Raw genomic sequence first — 16,165 nt, 5'->3', positions numbered from 1 at the left:
AGTAGCGGGTGACGATGCCGCTGCCGATGAAGCGCTGTTGCAGGGTTTCACGGCTCAGCTTGCGGTAGGCCGGGTTTGTCGACCCCCAGGCGAAGGTCATCGATCCGCCGATGTAGGTCGGCACGGCCGCCTGATAGAAGTGCCAGTCCGGGAACAGGCTGCGCAGGCGACCGGCGGTGGTTTTGACTTCGTCGATCTGCATGAACGGCGTGCCGTTCTGGGTCACGAGGATGCCGCCCTCGTTCAGGCAGCGGTGGCAGGCCTGGTAGAAGTTCTCCGAGAACAGCACTTCGCCCGGACCGATCGGGTCGGTGGAGTCGGAGATGATCACGTCGAATTTTTCCGTGGTGGTGGCGACGAAACGCATGCCGTCGTCGATCACCAGGTTCAGCCGTGGGTCGTCGTAAGCGCCCTTGGAGTGGTTCGGCAGGAATTCCTTGCACATGTCGACCACGGTGCCGTCGATCTCGACCATGGTGATGTGCTCGACGCTGGCGTGCTTGGTCACTTCGCGCAGCATGCCACCGTCGCCGCCGCCGATGATCAGCACGCGCTTGGCAGTGCCGTGGGCGAGGATCGGCACGTGGGTGAGCATTTCGTGGTAGATGAATTCATCGGCTTCAGTGGTCTGGATCACGCCGTCCAGCGCCATTACCCGACCCATGCGCGGGTTCTGGAAGATCACCAGGTGCTGGTGTTCGGTGCGCACTTCGTGCAGCAGTTTTTCCATGCGAAAACGCTGGCCGTAGCCTTCGTAGAGGGTTTCCAGGTACTCGCTGGTCTTGGTGACGGTCATGGTCAAGTGCTCCGATGAATGCGCGGGCGTCGATCGTGGGGGACGATTGCCCGGGAAAGGCGCGCATTCTACGTTGCCGAAGATGACAGGTCGAACCTCTGTTCATCGGCAATCCGCATAACCTTGTGGGAGCTGGCTTGCCAGCGATGCAATCAACGCGGTCTGTCAGTGAAACCGCTGCGATGCTATCGCTGGCAAGCCAGCTCCCACAGGTTATGGGGTACTTTCAAAGTTGTGGTCAGACCCGCACGTTGCCCCGTGGCCCGGCAATCGCCCAGATGATCAGGCCCAGCACCGGCAGGAGGATGATCAGCAGGACCCAGAGGATTTTCATCCCGGTCTCGGCGCCGCTTTTCAGTACGTTGATGATGGCCCAGATATCGAGGGCAAGAATGATCAGGCCAATCAGACCGTTGAACGTGGAACCCATGGTGTCGCTCCAGATTAGTGGCATGCACTTTTAGGATAGACGGTCGCGCGCAGGGTTCCCTTTTATTGCGTTCAGACGTGAACGGCGACCTTCAGCGCTTCCAGCGAAGGCGCCGCAGCGATGCCGACTTCGGCGCACAGTTCCAGCACGCGCGGCACGTCGTTGCCGTAGACCAGCACCACTTGCAGCTCGTCGTCGAGCAACTGGCTGAAGTTCATCAGCGTGTAACCGCCGTTTTCCTTGTTCAGGCTGCTCATCTGCACCTGAATGCGGTTGAGTGCGGTCAGCGCTTCGGTCTTGGCCAGTTGCTTGGGCTTGAGGTTGAAATCCACGCCCGGGCCAAACGAGGCGACGATCTGCGCGAACAGGTCAACGTAGGTGTCGGCCTGGAACAGCACGGTTTCCGGCAGGCTGCCGACCACCACCCATTCACCCAGCGGGATCGGGAAGGTGTCGTCGTAGTTGATATCGGGGTTGGCCGCCAGAAAGGCATCGGCATCGGCGTAGGCCTGCGCCGCTTCGTCCGCCACCTTCAGGATCTCGTCCTCGGCCATGCAGCCTGAGCTGATTTTGCTGATGAGTTCGACGAGGGCGGCTTTCATGAGGGTGGATCCTGTGGCAGGTGAATATGAGGGCGCGGAGGATAGCGCACAAACCAAAAGATCGCAGCCTGCGGCAGCTCCTACAGAAGAACGCAATCTCATGTAGGAGCTGCCGCAGGCTGCGATCTTTTGACCTTATCAGGCCAGCAATTTTTCCAGCTGCGCCGTGGTATCAACCGCACCCATGGTGCGAGCCGCATCCAGCGCAGTGACACCGTTGGCGTCCTTGGCTTGCGGGTTCGCACCTTTGCCGATCAGGTAATCAACGATTTCAACACGGTTGAACATCGCCGCCATCATCAGCGCCGTACGACCATCGAAGGACGAACCTTCAATTTCCGCGCCCGCCTCCACCAACGCCTTGACCACCGCCAGATCGCCCTTGAATGCCGCACCGGCGATCGGGCTCTGGCCATTGCCGTTGCGCATTTCCGGGTCGGCCTTGTGCTTGAGCAGCACCTGTACCGCATCGACGTGACCGTAGTAGCTGGCGAGCATCAGCAGGGTGTCGCCCTTGCTGTTTTTCAGGTTGACCGGCAAACCGGCGCTGATCAGCCGATCGAGCATCAGCGCATCACCTTCGCGCGCCTTGTTGAACACCTGCTCGGTGAATTCGGCAGCTTCTTCAGGGGTCATCTGGCGGCTTTGGTCAGACATGGGCAACTCCAATTTCGGTTATTCGCAAAGCCGACAGTTTCCCGAGCGCGACCATAGCTGTCACCCCCTTTTTCTCAAGTCGTGCCATAGGCAATCTCAATAGCGGTATTTGCCCTGATGAATATCGGCCAGAACTTCGTCCGTCACCTGCACGTAAGTCTGGGTGCCGGGCAGCCAGGCGTAGATCGGGTCATCGCCCGTCTGGCCGGGGTCGAAGCCTTCGTTTTTCAGCCGCGTCTTCTGGTATTTGAATGTCCCGGTGGTTTCCATCTTCACCTTCACCCGCAAAAACAACGGCACGGCATAGGCCGGCATGCGCTCACGGGCGAACGCGAGCAATTCGGCGAAATCCAGGGTTGCCAGTGACTCGGTCGGAGTGATCGCAGCCATGCCGGCGCGACCATTGGTGTTGCGCACTTCGACGCCATAGGCGACGGCCTCGCAGATGTGCGGGTGCTGCAGCAGCAGGTTTTCCACCTCGGTGGTGGAGACGTTTTCGCCCTTCCAGCGATAGGTGTCGCCGAGTCGATCGACGAATTGCGCATGGCCGAAACCGATATTGCGCAGCAGGTCACCGGTGTTGAAAAAGCGGTCGCCCTTGCTGAACACATCGTGCAGCACCACCTTGGCGGTTTTCTGTGGATCGGTGTAACCGTCCAGTGGGGCTTTTTCGTCGATCCGCGCCAGCAGCAAGCCCTGCTCGCCCTTGCTGACCTTGCGCATGAAGCCATCGGCGCCGCGCTGCGGCTGCCCGCTGTCGTGGTCGTACGCCACCAGCTCCCAGGCCATCAGCGAGAAACCGATGGTGTTGTCGAAATTGAGAATATTGCTGAAGCCGATGTTGCCGTCGCTCGCCGCGTACAGCTCACAGATATGCTCGACGGCAAACCGGGTCTTGAACTCGGCCCAGGCACCAGGGCGCAAACCGTTGCCGATCATCTTGCGCACCGCGTGACGGCTGTCATCGGCGCTGGCCGGTTGATCAACCAGATAGCGGCACAATTCCCCGACATAACCGAGGGTGGTTGCGTTGTAGCGACGCACGTCCGGCCAGAACTGGCTGGCGCTGAACTTGCGGCGGATGGCGAATCCGGAAGCACCGTTGATCGCCGAGCCCCAGCACACACAGAGGCCGGTGGCGTGGTACAGCGGCAAGGTGCAATAGACGACATCGTCGGGGCCCATGTTCAGGGCGATCATGCCGAAGCTGGCGGAGCTGCGCATCCAGCGCCCGTGCTTGAACACGCCGGCCTTGGGCAGGCCGGTGGTGCCGGAGGTGTAGATGTAAAAGCACGGATCGTCGAAGAACACTTCGCGGCTGCTGGGCGGGTTGTCAGCGCAGGCATCGGCACTGGCGCTGATCAGGTTGATGTAGCCCTCGGGCGCAATGCCCGGGTGGCTGTAGGTGTCGCGGTCGGCGATGAACCAGGTGCGTTGTGCCGCAATCGATACTTGCTCGCGGATCGCCGCAAACGCCGGCTGCAATTCCTCCCCGAGCACGACCGCCACCGGCGCTACCAGATTCACGCTGTGGATCAACGTGTCGCGGGTCTGCGAAGTATTGAGCAGCGCGCTGACCGCCCCCACCTTGGCCAGCGCCAGAATGGTCACCAGCAGTTCCGGGCGGTTTTCGATGAACACCGCCACCACATCACCCTTGCCGATGCCCTGCGCACTCAGATAGTGGGCAATCCTGTTGGCCCATTGGTTGACCTGCGAATAGGTCAGCAAGACGTTGTCCTGCAGCAATGCCAGGCCGTCGGGATTGCGCAACGTGGCTTGCTCGAAGGTCCAGCCGAGGCCACACGTTTGGGTCGGATCCGTGACATTGGCGACTTTCATGCCCTTGACCACCCGAGGGATGGCCTTGGCGATTGCCGGCAATTTGCGGAGCATCATGCTCCAGGTAATCGTGTCGCTCGGCGCGTGACTCATGGCAGCTCCCCGTTCGGCCTGGTCGGCCGGTTTTTTATTGTTCGGGCTGTGGGCATGACCTGCATCGTGAGCAGGGTCGAGATCGAAAATACGTCAGCGCTTCTCGGGCTGTACACGCGGTTTTTGCAATGTTTTGTATCCGTCCTGTCACTCGCGATGATGGCGATTGCGACTTTGTCATTTGGTTCCGTTGAATCGGTAACGATCCCGCAAAATGCAGGATGCACGATGGCCATTCATGCAGATTGCACGACCCCTGAAAATTTCATGACTTTCAACCTACTGATTTATAAGGATTTTTTATTTTTCAAATGCTGGCACAATCGCTGCAACCTCCTCTGCATGCTTGCCATTCAAGTGCATACGGAGCTGAAAGACATGAGCCTGATCCAAGAGAAATTTACCTCGCTGTTCTCCAACTTCACCGTTACCACTGCGCCACGCCCCGATGGCGGGATCCTGCTGACCCTGCGCAGCAGTGAAGGCAAAGTGTTCAAGCGCGCCCTGACGTATCAGCAAATGCACAACGCCGACCAACTGTCGTGGGCGATCAGCGCGATTCGTCGTGACCTGGCGGAAGAAGCCAGCGAGCTGCCGCAAATTGCAATGCTGCAAAGCCAGCAGCGTTTTGCGTTGCCGACGTATCACTCGCTGTAATTGATTCGAAGCTTTAAACAGCTTTAAACAAAAACAGGCCGGACAGTTTTCACTGCCGGCCTGTTTTTTTGTGCGCGCGTTTTATGTAGGAGCTGCGGAACGCTGCGATCTTTTGATCTTGATCTTTAATACCGAAATCAAGATCAAAAGATCGCAGCGTTCCGCAGCTCCTACAGCGAATTGTGTGGTTAGAAGGCTTCGGGCTCGATGCCGGTGAAGCTGTCGACGGTGATATGGCTTCCCAGTTCTCCACCCTCACGGGCCAGGCCACAGGTCTGCAAACCGGCAGCCTGCGCGGCATCCAGTTCCTCGACGATGTCCGACAGAAACAGAACCTCCCCCGGCTCGACGCCAATCGCCTGTTGAATGTTGCGATAGGACTGTTCTTCGCGTTTAGGCCCCGACGTGGTGTCGAAGTAACCGCTGAACAGCGGCGTCAGATCCCCCGCTTCGGAGCAGCCGAAGATCAGCTTCTGCGCCTGGATCGAACCCGACGAATACACAAACAGTTGATAACCCGCCGCGTGCCAGCGTTGCAGCGCTTCAACGGCATCCGGGTAAACATGCCCCTTCAACTGCCCGGCGTGATAACCCTGGGCCCAGACCATGCCTTGCAAGGCTTTGAGCGGCGTGGCTTTGCGATCTTCCTCGATCCAGCTCAAGAGAATTTCAACAACCCGTTCAACATCGGCCTGCGGTGCATTGCTGTCACGGCGCACGGCGTCGAGTTGCTCGGCGACATCGGCACGTTCGGCGTTCTGTCGCACGAAGTCCGGCAGGTGTTTGGCGGCGTACGGGAACAGCACGTCGAACACGAAACTCACCGCGCTGGTGGTGCCTTCAATGTCAGTGACAATGGCTTTGATCGACATCGCCTCAGTCCTCCAGTCGCGGGAAGCGCCCGGCGATGTCTTCGCCGGTGAAATTGGCGACCCAGCCTTCAGGGTTGTTGAACAGGCGAATCGCCACGAAGTGCGGGTGCTCGCCCATGTCGAACCAGTGTTTGGTACCGGCTGGCACCGAGATCAGGTCATTCTTCTCGCACAACACCGCGTAGACGTAATCGTCGATGTGCAAAGTAAACAGGCCACGACCGGCGACGAAAAAGCGCACTTCGTCTTCGCCATGGCGGTGTTCCTCAAGGAACCTGGCGCGCAGTTCGGCTTTTTGCGGGTGATCGCTATTGAGGCTGATCACATCGACGGTGATGTAACCGCGCTCGGTCATCAGTTTGTCGATCTGCTCCTGATAGGCGCTGATCACCTCTTCCTGGCTGGCACCGGGCTGGATCTTCGCCGCGGCTTGCCAGCGGTCGAAGCGTACGCCCTGCTCGGCGAGCGTCGAGGCGATGTCTTCGAAATGGGTCAGCACCTTGTTCGGAATCTCGGGGCTGGAAACGTGATAGACGGACAGGCTGCTCATGGGCAATTCCTCGGTATCGGCCTTGCCGTCCGGTTCTTGCAGACCGGTCGGGCAGTGCATTTGATCAGGCAAATGGGCGGCTTCTGGTGAAGTCAGCCTTGGCGGTTCATGACGCTGCGGGTTTTCAACTCGCATTCAAACAGGAATTCGAAGGCCTCGATCTGCCGCAGGGCATCGCTCATCTGCGCGCCCCAGGTGTAGAGGCCGTGGCCGCGAATCAGATAACCGACGCAATCGGGATGGGCGTCGAGCCAAGGCTGCACCTTGGCGGCGAGGCGTGCAATGTCCTGATCGTTGTCGAAAATCGGCACGCGCACCCGGGATTCGTGGGTCGAGATGCCGCTGAAGGCCTTTTGCAGTTCGTAGTCTTCGAACTCGATAAAGTCTTGCGGCGTCAGGCGCGACAGCACGGTGGCGTTCACCGAATGGGTGTGCAGCACCGCACCGATTTCCGCGCGCCAGCTATAGAGTTGGGTGTGCAGCAGGGTTTCGGCGGAGGGCTTTTTGCCCGGTTCCAGGCTGTTGCCGGACAAATCCGTGGCGAGCACGTCGTCCACACCCAACTGGCCCTTGTGCTTGCCGGACACAGTCAGCAGCGCTTCGCTCGGCGACAGGCGCGTCGAGTAATTGCTGCTGGTGGCCGGCGACCAGCCGCGACCATAAAGAAAACGCCCGGCGTCGACGATCTGCTGGGCGAGCTGTTCACGCGTAAGGCTCATGGCCTGTCCTCTTGCATACGTGTGGCAATGATAACGGCAGCAGCGAGCGCCGCGAGACTGGCAATACTAAAGGTCAATGTGGCGCCGAGGGCATTCCAGCTGTAACCGGAATACAACGCGCCGAGCGCACCACCGGTGCCGGCCAGCGCCGCGTACAGCGCCTGACCCTGACCTTGTTGACGCGCACCGAAGCTACGTTGCACGAAGGCGATGGCAGCCGCATGAAAGCTGCCGAAAGTCGCCGCGTGCAGCACCTGGGCCAACAACAGCACCCAGAGGAATTCGGCGAATGAACCTAGCAGCAACCAGCGCAGCGCCGCCAGCAGAAAACTCGCCATCAGCACGCGGCGCAGGGAAAACCGCGCGAGAATCCGGCTCATCGCCATGAACATCAGCACTTCCGCCACCACACCCACGGCCCAGAGCATGCCGATCGTGCCACGGCTGTAACCGAGTCGTTCAAGGTGCAAAGTCAGAAAGGTGTAATACGGCCCATGACTCATTTGCATCAGCGCAACGCAGGCGTAAAACGCCAGCACACCGGGGCTGCGCAGTTGCTTGAGGAAGCCCTCCCCGCTCGGCCGATTGCCTTGCGGCGGTTGCGCGTTCGGCACCCACAGGCTGCTGAGAACGATGCCGGCCATGATCAGCACCAGCGCCGCCGGGTAGATATCGAGGCTCAGCCATTCGAACAGCCGGCCCAGCGCGACCACGGTGATGATGAAACCGATCGAGCCCCACAGGCGAATCTGGCTGTAGCGCGAGGTTTGCCCCTGCAAATGCGCGAGAGTGATGACTTCGAACTGCGGCAGTACCGCATGCCAGAAGAACGCATGCAGCGCCATGACCATCGCCAGCCAGGCGTAGGTCTTGCTGACGAAAATCAGCGAGAACGTCAGCAGCGTACACACCGCGCCAAAGCGCACGATGGCCAGGCGTCTGCCGGTGTAATCGCCGAGCCAGCCCCAGATGTTCGGCGCCACGCAGCGCATCAACATCGGGATCGCCACCAGTTCGCCGATGCGCGCGGGACTGAACCCAAGGTGATCGAAGTACAGCGCCAGAAACGGCGCTGTCGAACCGAGCAAGGCGAAATAGAACAGATAGAAACTGGACAGCCGCCAGTACGGGAGCGCCGCCACGGTCAGGCCGCGACGGCTTGGCGATCAACCATCAAAGCTGACCCAGCACCGGGGTGCTGACGCGCACGTCGGCGTTCTGTCCACGGTGACGCAGCAGGTGGTCCATCAGCACGATGGCCATCATTGCTTCGGCAATCGGTGTGGCGCGGATGCCGACGCACGGGTCGTGACGGCCCTTGGTGATCACGTCCACCGGGTTGCCGTGGATGTCGATCGAACGGCCCGGGGTGGTGATGCTCGACGTCGGCTTGAGCGCCAGATGCGCGACGATCGGCTGACCGGACGAGATGCCACCGAGAATGCCGCCGGCGTTGTTGCTAAGGAAACCTTCCGGGGTCAGTTCGTCGCGATGCTCGGTGCCGCGCTGGGCGACGCAGGCGAAACCGGCGCCGATTTCCACGCCTTTCACCGCGTTGATGCTCATCAGTGCATGCGCCAGTTCAGCGTCGAGGCGGTCGAAAATCGGTTCGCCGAGCCCCGGCATCACGCCTTCGGCGACCACGGTGATCTTCGCCCCGACCGAGTCCTGATCGCGGCGCAACTGGTCCATGTAGGCTTCCAGTTCCGGAACCTTGTCCGGATCAGGGCTGAAGAAGGCGTTCTGTTCCACCGAATCCCAGGTCTTGAACGGGATTTCAATCGGGCCGAGCTGGCTCATGTAGCCACGGATGACGATGCCCTGGCTGGCCAGATACTTTTTGGCAATCGCACCTGCCGCCACACGCATCGCGGTTTCCCGCGCCGAGCTGCGACCGCCACCACGGTAGTCGCGCTCGCCGTATTTGTGGTGGTAGGTGTAGTCGGCGTGCGCCGGGCGGAACAGATCCTTGATCGCCGAGTAGTCCTTGGACTTCTGGTCGGTGTTGCGGATCAGCAGGCCGATGGAGCAACCGGTGGTGCGGCCTTCGAACACGCCGGAGAGGATTTCGACTTCATCGGCTTCCTGGCGCTGGGTGGTGTGGCGGCTGGTGCCGGGCTTGCGGCGATCGAGGTCGCGCTGCAGGTCGTCGAGGGAGATCTCCAGGCCCGGCGGGCAGCCGTCGACAATGGCGACCAACGCCGGACCATGGCTCTCGCCAGCGGTGGTGACAGTGAACAACTTGCCGTAGGTATTGCCGGACATGCAGGACGCTCCGTGAAATCAAACCCGAATTCGTGATGCGCGCCAGTATACGCAGGCTAACCGAGTAGTTCATCCTCGAACCTTAGCGGTGTTGGTGAGTCCAACCGGCACCTTGGCGAATGATGGCGTGATGATGCTGCGAGTTCTGATTTTGAGTCTTACCCTGTTTACCGGCTTTGCCCACGCGACTGTCCTGCAGCGCCCGATCTCTCTGGATACCGGGAGCGGTGAACTTTTCGGCTCGCTGTTGCTGCCAAAATCCGACAAGCCGGTGCCGATTGTCCTGATCATTTCTGGCTCGGGCCCTACGGATCGTGACGGAAACAACCCCGACGGCGGGCGTAATGACAGCCTCAAGCGCCTGGCCTGGGTGCTGGCCAAACACAACATCGCCAGCGTGCGCTACGACAAGCGCGGGGTGGCTGCGAGCCGCCCGGCCACGCCTGACGAGCGCAATCTGTCGGTGGAAGGCTACGTTGACGACGCTGTAGCGTGGAGCCAGAAGCTGAAAAGCGATCCGCGCTTCGGCCCGTTGATTGTGCTCGGCCACAGTGAAGGCGCACTGATTGCCACCCTCGCCGCTCCGCGTGCCGACGCTGCTGCGCTGATTTCGCTGTCCGGCAGTGCCCGCCCGGTGGATCAGGTGATTCGCGAGCAACTGGCGCGCAGCCTGCCGCCGCCGTTGATGCTGCGCAGTAACCAGATTCTCGACAGTCTCAAGGCCGGTCACACCGATGCCGACGTGCCGGCGCCGTTGCAACCGATCTTCCGTGCGAGTGTGCAGCCGTACCTGATTTCGCTGTTCCGCCAGGATCCGGCCAAGGCTTTTGCGCATCTGAAAATGCCGGCACTGATCGTTCAGGGCAGCAACGACATGCAGGTCGGCGTCGGCGATGCGCAGGCGCTGAAAGCCGCGAAACCCGACGCCGAACTGGTGGTGATCGAAGGCATGAACCACGTCATGCGCATCGTCCCCGCCGATGTGAAGCGGCAATTGGCCTCCTACAAGGACCCGAATTTGCCACTGGCGGCGGAACTGGGCGGCAAACTCATCGATTTTATTGACGGCATTCGCAACCGTTAACCGTAGTTTGCCCTCCAGTCCTGCAAAAAACGGCCGATAAGCCTTTGTCGCCAGCGTATCGGCTGGCGACAAGCAGGGCTTGGACAGGATCTCGCCGTTATGACTGATACCCCGACTTCACCCGACACCACCGCTGAAAAAGACGCACCGCCAGCGGTCGAGCTGCCATGGGCGGACGTCAGCGTCGAGCACCACAAGATGCTCCGCCTGGCCCCGCTGCAGACTGACCGTCACACCGGTGGCCGGCCATTGCGCTTTGTCGAGTTCGGCTATGCCGAGCGCAACAGCAAGGAACACAGCCTGATGCGCATGGCGATCAAACTGCCCGGTCAGCGCGTGCGCAAAGAACAGAACCATCTGGACGTGTGGGTCAATCACACCAGCAAACGTGTGCACTTCGGCCCCGACAGCGGCTTGCAGATCGAACCGTTGAACCGTGGCATCGGCCGCTTCATGGCCGCGCAAGGCATCAACTGGGCGAAAAAACGCTGGCCCGCCTACACCGTCGACGGCATGGACCTGAACAACAAGGACGCGCTGAACGAAGACACCCGTCTGCGCCGCGATCACTTCTTGCGCGTGCACGGTTTTGATGTGGTGTACGCCGATGCCCAGCATTTGAAGGGCAGCGTCAAAGAGGTGCAGGTCGGTGACTTGCTGGGCGACTGGAACAGCGAAAAGCTGCAAATCGTCGAGATTCTCGAAGCGGCGCAGATGCTGCAACAGGCCGAGCAGAATCTGGCCGAGCAGGAAGTGAAGCTGAAGAAGCAGGAAGACAAAGTCAGCAAGTTCAAGCGTGAAGACGCCGGGCTGCGCTTCACCATTACGTGTCTGGTGGCGTTCGCGGTGTTTCAGGCGGGGTTGTTGATCTGGATTGCTACGCACCGGTAGATCAAAAGATCGCAGCGTGCGACAGTTCCTACAGGGGATCCATGTAGGAGCTGGCGAAGCCTGCGATCTTTTGCTTTTCGCCCTTAAACGCGGGAGGCGAACAAGGCCTGATGAGCGCGGCACTGCTCCGCCGTCAGCATGAACACGCCATGCCCGCCGCGCTCGAAATCGAGCCAGGCGAAGTCGACTTCCGGGTACAGCGCTTCGACGTGCACCTGGCTGTTGCCCACTTCGACAATCAACAAGCCCTTCTCGGTCAGGTGATCCGCCGCTTCGGCGAGCATCCGCCGTACCAGGTTCAAGCCATCATCGCCGCAGGCCAGGCCCAGCTCCGGTTCGTGCTGGTATTCGTCCGGCATGTCGGCGAAATCTTCGGCATCGACGTATGGCGGGTTCGACACGATCAGGTCGAAACGCTGCCCCGGCAAGCCATCAAAACCATCGCCCTGCACAGTGTAAACACGCTCATCGACGCCATGACGCTCGATGTTCTGATTGGCCACTTCCAGCGCTTCGAACGACAAGTCCGCCAGCACCACTTCAGCGTTCTGGAATTCGTAGGCGCAGGCAATGCCGATGCAGCCGGAACCGGTGCACAGGTCGAGAATGCGCGCAGGCTCGTCGCCGATCCACGGCGCGAAGCGGTTTTCGATCAGCTCGCCAATCGGCGAACGCGGAATCAGCACGCGCTCATCGACGATGAACGACATGCCGCAGAACCACGCTTCGCCCAACAGGTACGCGGTCGGGATGCGTTCTTCGATGCGGCGCTTGAGCAGGCGTTGCAGGTTGACCAGTTCGTCGTCTTCCAGCGCACAGTCGAGGTAGCTGTCGGCGATTTCCCACGGCAGGTGCAACGCGCCGAGCACAAGCTGGCGGGCTTCATCCCAGGCGTTGTCGGTGCCATGACCGAAAAACAGATCCTCCCCATGGAAGCGGCTGACGGCCCAACGGATGTGGTCGCGCAGGGTACGAAGTCGGGAAGTGATCACGGTGCAGAACTCCAGAAAAAACGACTGGCGATTCTACCAGCCAAAACGCGCGACGACGACGCAGGAAAACTAACGGGGCGACAGTAGGAGTTTTCTGTTTTTTGCATCGGCTCTTGAACAGAACGTGTAACTTGACAAGGCTGCAGGCCAGTAACGACGGTGCCTACGATGGTAGCGGTTCACAGAACCGCTCAGCCAGAGGACAATGCCGCAAAAGCCCCACCCCAAGGAGCCCCGAATGTCCGTTCCAAAAACGATGTTTCAACTCAGCGGCCGCGGTTACGCAGCGGCCACACTGAGCCATGCCACCGTGGTCATCATCGATGCCCAGAAAGAGTACCTCAGTGGCCCGCTGGCCCTGAGCGGCATGGACGCGGCCGTCGCGAACATCAAACAACTGGTCGCCGCGGCCCGTGCAGCCGGTCGGCCGATCGTGCACGTGCGTCATCTCGGCACCGTCGGAGGCCTGTTCGACCCGCAGGGCGAACGCGGCGAATTCATCCCGGGCCTTGAGCCGCAGGGTGATGAAACCATCATCGGCAAACTGCTGCCGAGCGCGTTCCACGGCACCGAACTGCTGGACCGTTTGCAGAATCTCGGCTCGCTGGACCTGATCGTCTGCGGCTTCATGAGCCATTCCAGCGTCAGCACCACCGTGCGCGCGGCAAAGAACCTGGGCTTCCGTTGCACCCTGGTCGAAGATGCCTGCGCCACCCGGGACCTGCCGTTCAAGGGCCGCGTGCTCAGCGCCGCTGTGGTGCAGGAAGCGGAAATGGCAATCATGGCCGACAACTTCGCCACCCTCGCCCTGACTCAAGACCTGATCTGATCTGATCTGATGAGCGGCTCACCGCGCCGCTCATCCGCAAAAGCCTCGCATTTGCTTCAATTGCCTTAGCCTCAGGAACAACCCGGTCAACTCCCGGTCGAAGGGCCGATACCCATTGAGGAAGGTCGGAATGAAGTTATCCGATGGATTTGACGCACGCCGCTTGCGGCCCAAAGGCCAAAGCAACTGGCGTTTTCGATTCGGCGCAACGATCGCCGCCATTCTGGCGACGTTCGGTGTGCTGCTGGCGATGGCCGGGGCCGCCAGCCTGCTGGGGCGTCCACCGGCGCTCGGCGACCTGAATGCCACGCCGATGGGTTCGGCGATCATTCTCGCGGTCGGCTTGTTGTTCCTGTATTTCGGCGTGGCACTGTGGCGTCGTTGCCGGCGTCGCGCCCGGCAATCGCGGGAACTGAACATGTCCCCGCACCTGATGAAAAAACACGACTGAGGTGATGGCCTGGCTTTTTGCCGGGCCGTTTTGTTTCGACTTGGGTAAACTGGCCGCCCTTCGCGGAGGCTGACATGCAAGACGACGATTTTTCCCTGTTCAAAAGTGCGATCCAAGGCGTCAAGCCGATCAAGCACGACCGCGCCGACACCGGCAAACCCAAGGCCGACCGCGCGCAAATCGCCAAGCTGCGCCAGTCCGCCACCGTGCGCACCGAGACCACCACCGTGGATGGCCTGTCCGATCAGTTCGTGATCGACGTCGGCCCCGAAGACGAGTTGATGTGGGCCCGCGACGGGGTGCAGGAAAGTCAGATGCGCAAGCTCAAGGTCGGCCAGATTCCGTTCGAAGGCAGCCTCGACCTGCACGGCATGACCGTCGAAAAAGCCCGCGAGACCCTCTGGGCCTTTCTCGCCGAAGCGACCCGATTCGAAATCCGCTGCGTGCGCGTCACCCATGGCAAGGCCGTGCGCCTGGACGGTAAACGGCCGATGATCAAAAGCCACGTCAACACCTGGCTGCGCCAGCATCCGCAAGTGCTCGGTTTCTGCTCGTGCCAGGCCAGACATGGCGGTGCCGGCGCGGTGTACGTGATGCTCAAACGCACCATGATGGAAGGCCGCGACGAATAATCGCGTTACACCGAACTTGCAGGGTCGTGTCCGCCACCGTACCCTTGCCCTTTGCGAAAATCCCCACAGGTAGTTTCATGTCCCTGGAACAGAATTACACCGCGATTCTCGGCCAACTGGGCGAGGACGTCTCCCGCGAGGGCCTGCTCGACACGCCAAAGCGTGCCGCCAAAGCCATGCAGTACCTCTGCCGCGGTTATGAACAGACGCTCGAAGAGGTCACCAACGGTGCCCTGTTCAGCTCCGACAACAGCGAAATGGTGCTGGTCAAGGACATCGAGTTGTACTCGCTGTGCGAACACCACCTGCTGCCGTTCATCGGCAAGGCCCACGTCGCATACATCCCGAGCGGCAAGGTGCTGGGCCTGTCGAAGGTCGCGCGCATCGTCGACATGTACGCCCGTCGCCTGCAGATCCAGGAAAACCTCAGCCGCCAGATCGCTGATGCGGTGATGCAGGTCACCGGTGCGCTGGGCGTTGCCGTGGTGATCGAGGCCAAGCACATGTGCATGATGATGCGCGGTGTCGAGAAACAGAATTCGTCGATGATCACCTCGGTGATGCTGGGTGAATTCCGCGAGAACGCGGCGACCCGCAGCGAATTTCTCAGCCTGATCAAGTAACTCGCAACACAAAAAAACCGGCGTTGATCGCCGGTTTTTTTTCGTCCGTGAAAAATCGGGTAAGCTGCGCGCCCTTCTCTCTTTGCACCGTGAGGCTTTCAACGTGTTCGTAAAAGCGCTTCGTGTCGGCCTTGGCCAACTGATCATCTTCATCGACTTCATCACTCGTCCGGGCAAGAAACAGCGCCCGGCCGAAGCCCAGGCGCAAGTCAACGCTGCCGCCAAAGACCTGACCCTGTATCAGTTCCACGCCTGCCCGTTCTGCGTGAAAACCCGCCGCACCCTGCGCCGCCTGAATGTGCCGGTCGCACTGAAGGACGCGAAAAACAACGAACAGGATCGCCAGACCCTGCTGGATCAGGGCGGCAAGATCAAGGTGCCGTGCTTGCGCATTGAAGAGAATGGGCAGACGACGTGGATGTATGAGTCCAAGGTGATCATTGATTATCTGGATAAGCGCTTCGCGGCGGTCTGATATTGATGTTTTGTTGCTTATGGCCCCATCGCTGGCAAGCCAGCTCCCACAGTGATCTGTGGCGTTCACAAACCCTGTGGGAGCTGGCTTGCCAGCGATGAAGCCCGCAAGAACAACACATTACACAGACAAAAATAAACCGGCCCTCAAGCCGGTTTATTTTTTCAGGCTGCTTTGTCTATTTGCGCCTGCCTCACCACCACCGCCAATCGCTTGAGCCCCTCATCCAATCGCGCCGGGTCGATATGGCTGAAGTTCAGGCGCAAATGCCCGAGATTTTTATCCGGTTCGGGAAAAAACGGCTCGCCCGGCATGAACGCCACGTCATTGGCCAGCGCCTCGCTGAGCAACGTCCGTGTATCCAGCGGTTGCTTCAGCGTCAGCCAGAAAAACAACCCGCCCTGCGGCATGCTCCAGTCCGCCAGATCGGAAAAATGCGTTTCCAGCGCTGACTGGAAAGCATCGCGCCGCTCACGGTAGAACCCACGCAGCTCACTCAAATGCTGCTGATATTTTTCCGTGCCGATCCATTGCAGCGCCTGCCACTGGCCGATGCGGTTAGTGTGCAGATCCGCCGATTGTTTCAGCTTGAGCAGGTGCGGGAACAGATCCGGGCTGGCGATCAGATAGCCGATGCGCAAGCCCGGCAGCAGGGTTTTCGACACGGTGCCGGTGTAGATCCAGCTGGCCTTTTTCAGACGCCCG

Annotated in this window: 20 protein-coding genes; 8 read left to right on the top strand and 12 right to left on the bottom strand. The window is 60.3% G+C overall.

Features of this window, described 5'->3' with window-relative positions:
• From speE to DBR18_RS00825, 5 genes are all read right to left on the bottom strand, one after another.
• Positions 1-796, bottom strand: a 796-nt coding sequence (gene speE, locus DBR18_RS00845; protein WP_108588905.1) for a polyamine aminopropyltransferase, incomplete at its 3' end; no start/stop codon positions are given.
• A 238-nt stretch (positions 797-1,034) separates the two neighbouring features.
• Positions 1,035-1,226 carry a PLDc N-terminal domain-containing protein gene (locus DBR18_RS00840; RefSeq protein WP_007960694.1) on the bottom strand — a complete coding sequence of 64 codons (192 nt, stop codon included), beginning with the start codon at positions 1,224-1,226 and terminating at the stop codon, positions 1,035-1,037.
• A gap of 71 nt (positions 1,227-1,297) precedes the next feature.
• Positions 1,298-1,828 (bottom strand): hypothetical protein, encoded by a 531-nt coding sequence (locus tag DBR18_RS00835; protein WP_108588904.1) that lies wholly within the window; start codon positions 1,826-1,828, stop codon positions 1,298-1,300.
• A gap of 138 nt (positions 1,829-1,966) precedes the next feature.
• Entirely contained in the window at positions 1,967-2,485 is a 519-nt protein-coding gene (locus DBR18_RS00830) for an ankyrin repeat domain-containing protein (protein WP_007960690.1), read from the bottom strand.
• A gap of 96 nt (positions 2,486-2,581) precedes the next feature.
• Complete coding sequence (locus DBR18_RS00825; protein ID WP_108588903.1) at positions 2,582-4,420, bottom strand: long-chain-acyl-CoA synthetase; 1,839 nt, start codon at positions 4,418-4,420, stop codon at positions 2,582-2,584.
• 378 nt (positions 4,421-4,798) lie between these two features.
• On the opposite strand from DBR18_RS00825, the gene DBR18_RS30190 reads away from it, so the two are divergent.
• Complete coding sequence (locus DBR18_RS30190; RefSeq protein WP_045121953.1) at positions 4,799-5,077, top strand: DUF3509 domain-containing protein; 279 nt, start codon at positions 4,799-4,801, stop codon at positions 5,075-5,077.
• A 188-nt stretch (positions 5,078-5,265) separates the two neighbouring features.
• On the opposite strand, the gene mtnC is transcribed toward DBR18_RS30190, so the two are convergent.
• The 5 genes from mtnC to aroC form a co-directional block, all read right to left on the bottom strand.
• Positions 5,266-5,949 (bottom strand): acireductone synthase, encoded by a 684-nt coding sequence (mtnC, locus tag DBR18_RS00810; protein WP_108588901.1) that lies wholly within the window; start codon positions 5,947-5,949, stop codon positions 5,266-5,268.
• A gap of 4 nt (positions 5,950-5,953) precedes the next feature.
• Positions 5,954-6,499, bottom strand: coding sequence for an acireductone dioxygenase (locus tag DBR18_RS00805; RefSeq protein ID WP_108588908.1), 546 nt, complete (start codon positions 6,497-6,499; stop codon positions 5,954-5,956).
• Between the two features lie 92 nt (positions 6,500-6,591).
• Positions 6,592-7,218 carry a methylthioribulose 1-phosphate dehydratase gene (locus DBR18_RS00800; protein WP_108588900.1) on the bottom strand — a complete coding sequence of 209 codons (627 nt, stop codon included), beginning with the start codon at positions 7,216-7,218 and terminating at the stop codon, positions 6,592-6,594.
• A complete protein-coding gene (locus DBR18_RS00795; protein ID WP_108588899.1) occupies positions 7,215-8,360 on the bottom strand; it encodes an MFS transporter in 1,146 nt (381 codons plus the stop codon). Before DBR18_RS00795 ends, DBR18_RS00800 begins: the two co-directional genes overlap by 4 nt.
• A gap of 31 nt (positions 8,361-8,391) precedes the next feature.
• A complete protein-coding gene (aroC, locus tag DBR18_RS00790) occupies positions 8,392-9,483 on the bottom strand; it encodes a chorismate synthase (RefSeq protein ID WP_108588898.1) in 1,092 nt (363 codons plus the stop codon).
• 130 nt (positions 9,484-9,613) lie between these two features.
• On the opposite strand from aroC, the gene DBR18_RS00785 reads away from it, so the two are divergent.
• Together DBR18_RS00785 and DBR18_RS00780 are read left to right on the top strand one after the other, a co-directional pair.
• Complete coding sequence (locus DBR18_RS00785; protein ID WP_108588897.1) at positions 9,614-10,567, top strand: alpha/beta hydrolase; 954 nt, start codon at positions 9,614-9,616, stop codon at positions 10,565-10,567.
• Positions 10,568-10,666: 99 nt separating this feature from the next.
• Positions 10,667-11,458: a hypothetical protein gene (locus tag DBR18_RS00780; protein ID WP_027613334.1), complete on the top strand. Its 792-nt coding sequence runs from the start codon at positions 10,667-10,669 to the stop codon at positions 11,456-11,458.
• An 83-nt stretch (positions 11,459-11,541) separates the two neighbouring features.
• On the opposite strand, the gene prmB is transcribed toward DBR18_RS00780, so the two are convergent.
• Positions 11,542-12,450 carry a 50S ribosomal protein L3 N(5)-glutamine methyltransferase gene (prmB, locus tag DBR18_RS00775; RefSeq protein WP_047292951.1) on the bottom strand — a complete coding sequence of 303 codons (909 nt, stop codon included), beginning with the start codon at positions 12,448-12,450 and terminating at the stop codon, positions 11,542-11,544.
• Between the two features lie 238 nt (positions 12,451-12,688).
• On the opposite strand from prmB, the gene DBR18_RS00770 reads away from it, so the two are divergent.
• The 5 genes from DBR18_RS00770 (at position 12,689) to DBR18_RS00750 (ending at position 15,460) form a co-directional block, all read left to right on the top strand.
• The gene (locus DBR18_RS00770) at positions 12,689-13,279 is read left to right on the top strand and encodes a cysteine hydrolase family protein (protein WP_003223193.1); all 591 of its coding nucleotides are present in this window, start codon (positions 12,689-12,691) and stop codon (positions 13,277-13,279) included.
• Positions 13,280-13,409: 130 nt separating this feature from the next.
• On the top strand, positions 13,410-13,730 hold the full coding sequence (locus tag DBR18_RS00765; RefSeq protein ID WP_108588896.1) for a hypothetical protein: 321 nt from the start codon (positions 13,410-13,412) through the stop codon (positions 13,728-13,730).
• Between the two features lie 74 nt (positions 13,731-13,804).
• Positions 13,805-14,362 carry a Smr/MutS family protein gene (locus DBR18_RS00760; protein WP_108588895.1) on the top strand — a complete coding sequence of 186 codons (558 nt, stop codon included), beginning with the start codon at positions 13,805-13,807 and terminating at the stop codon, positions 14,360-14,362.
• A gap of 77 nt (positions 14,363-14,439) precedes the next feature.
• Entirely contained in the window at positions 14,440-14,985 is a 546-nt protein-coding gene (gene folE / locus DBR18_RS00755; protein ID WP_003442011.1) for a GTP cyclohydrolase I FolE, read from the top strand.
• A 103-nt stretch (positions 14,986-15,088) separates the two neighbouring features.
• Entirely contained in the window at positions 15,089-15,460 is a 372-nt protein-coding gene (locus DBR18_RS00750) for a glutathione S-transferase N-terminal domain-containing protein (RefSeq protein ID WP_108588907.1), read from the top strand.
• A gap of 164 nt (positions 15,461-15,624) precedes the next feature.
• Here DBR18_RS00750 and DBR18_RS28590 read toward each other — a convergent pair.
• On the bottom strand, positions 15,625-16,165 hold a 541-nt coding region (locus DBR18_RS28590), incomplete at its 5' end, for an aminotransferase class I/II-fold pyridoxal phosphate-dependent enzyme (RefSeq protein WP_256588480.1).

Origin of the sequence: Pseudomonas sp. HMWF021 (assembly GCF_003061005.1) — a bacterium.
Taxonomy (GTDB): Bacteria; Pseudomonadota; Gammaproteobacteria; order Pseudomonadales; family Pseudomonadaceae; genus Aquipseudomonas.
Note: the sequence above shows the minus strand (reverse complement) of the source record. Positions and strands in the feature narration are given on the sequence as shown.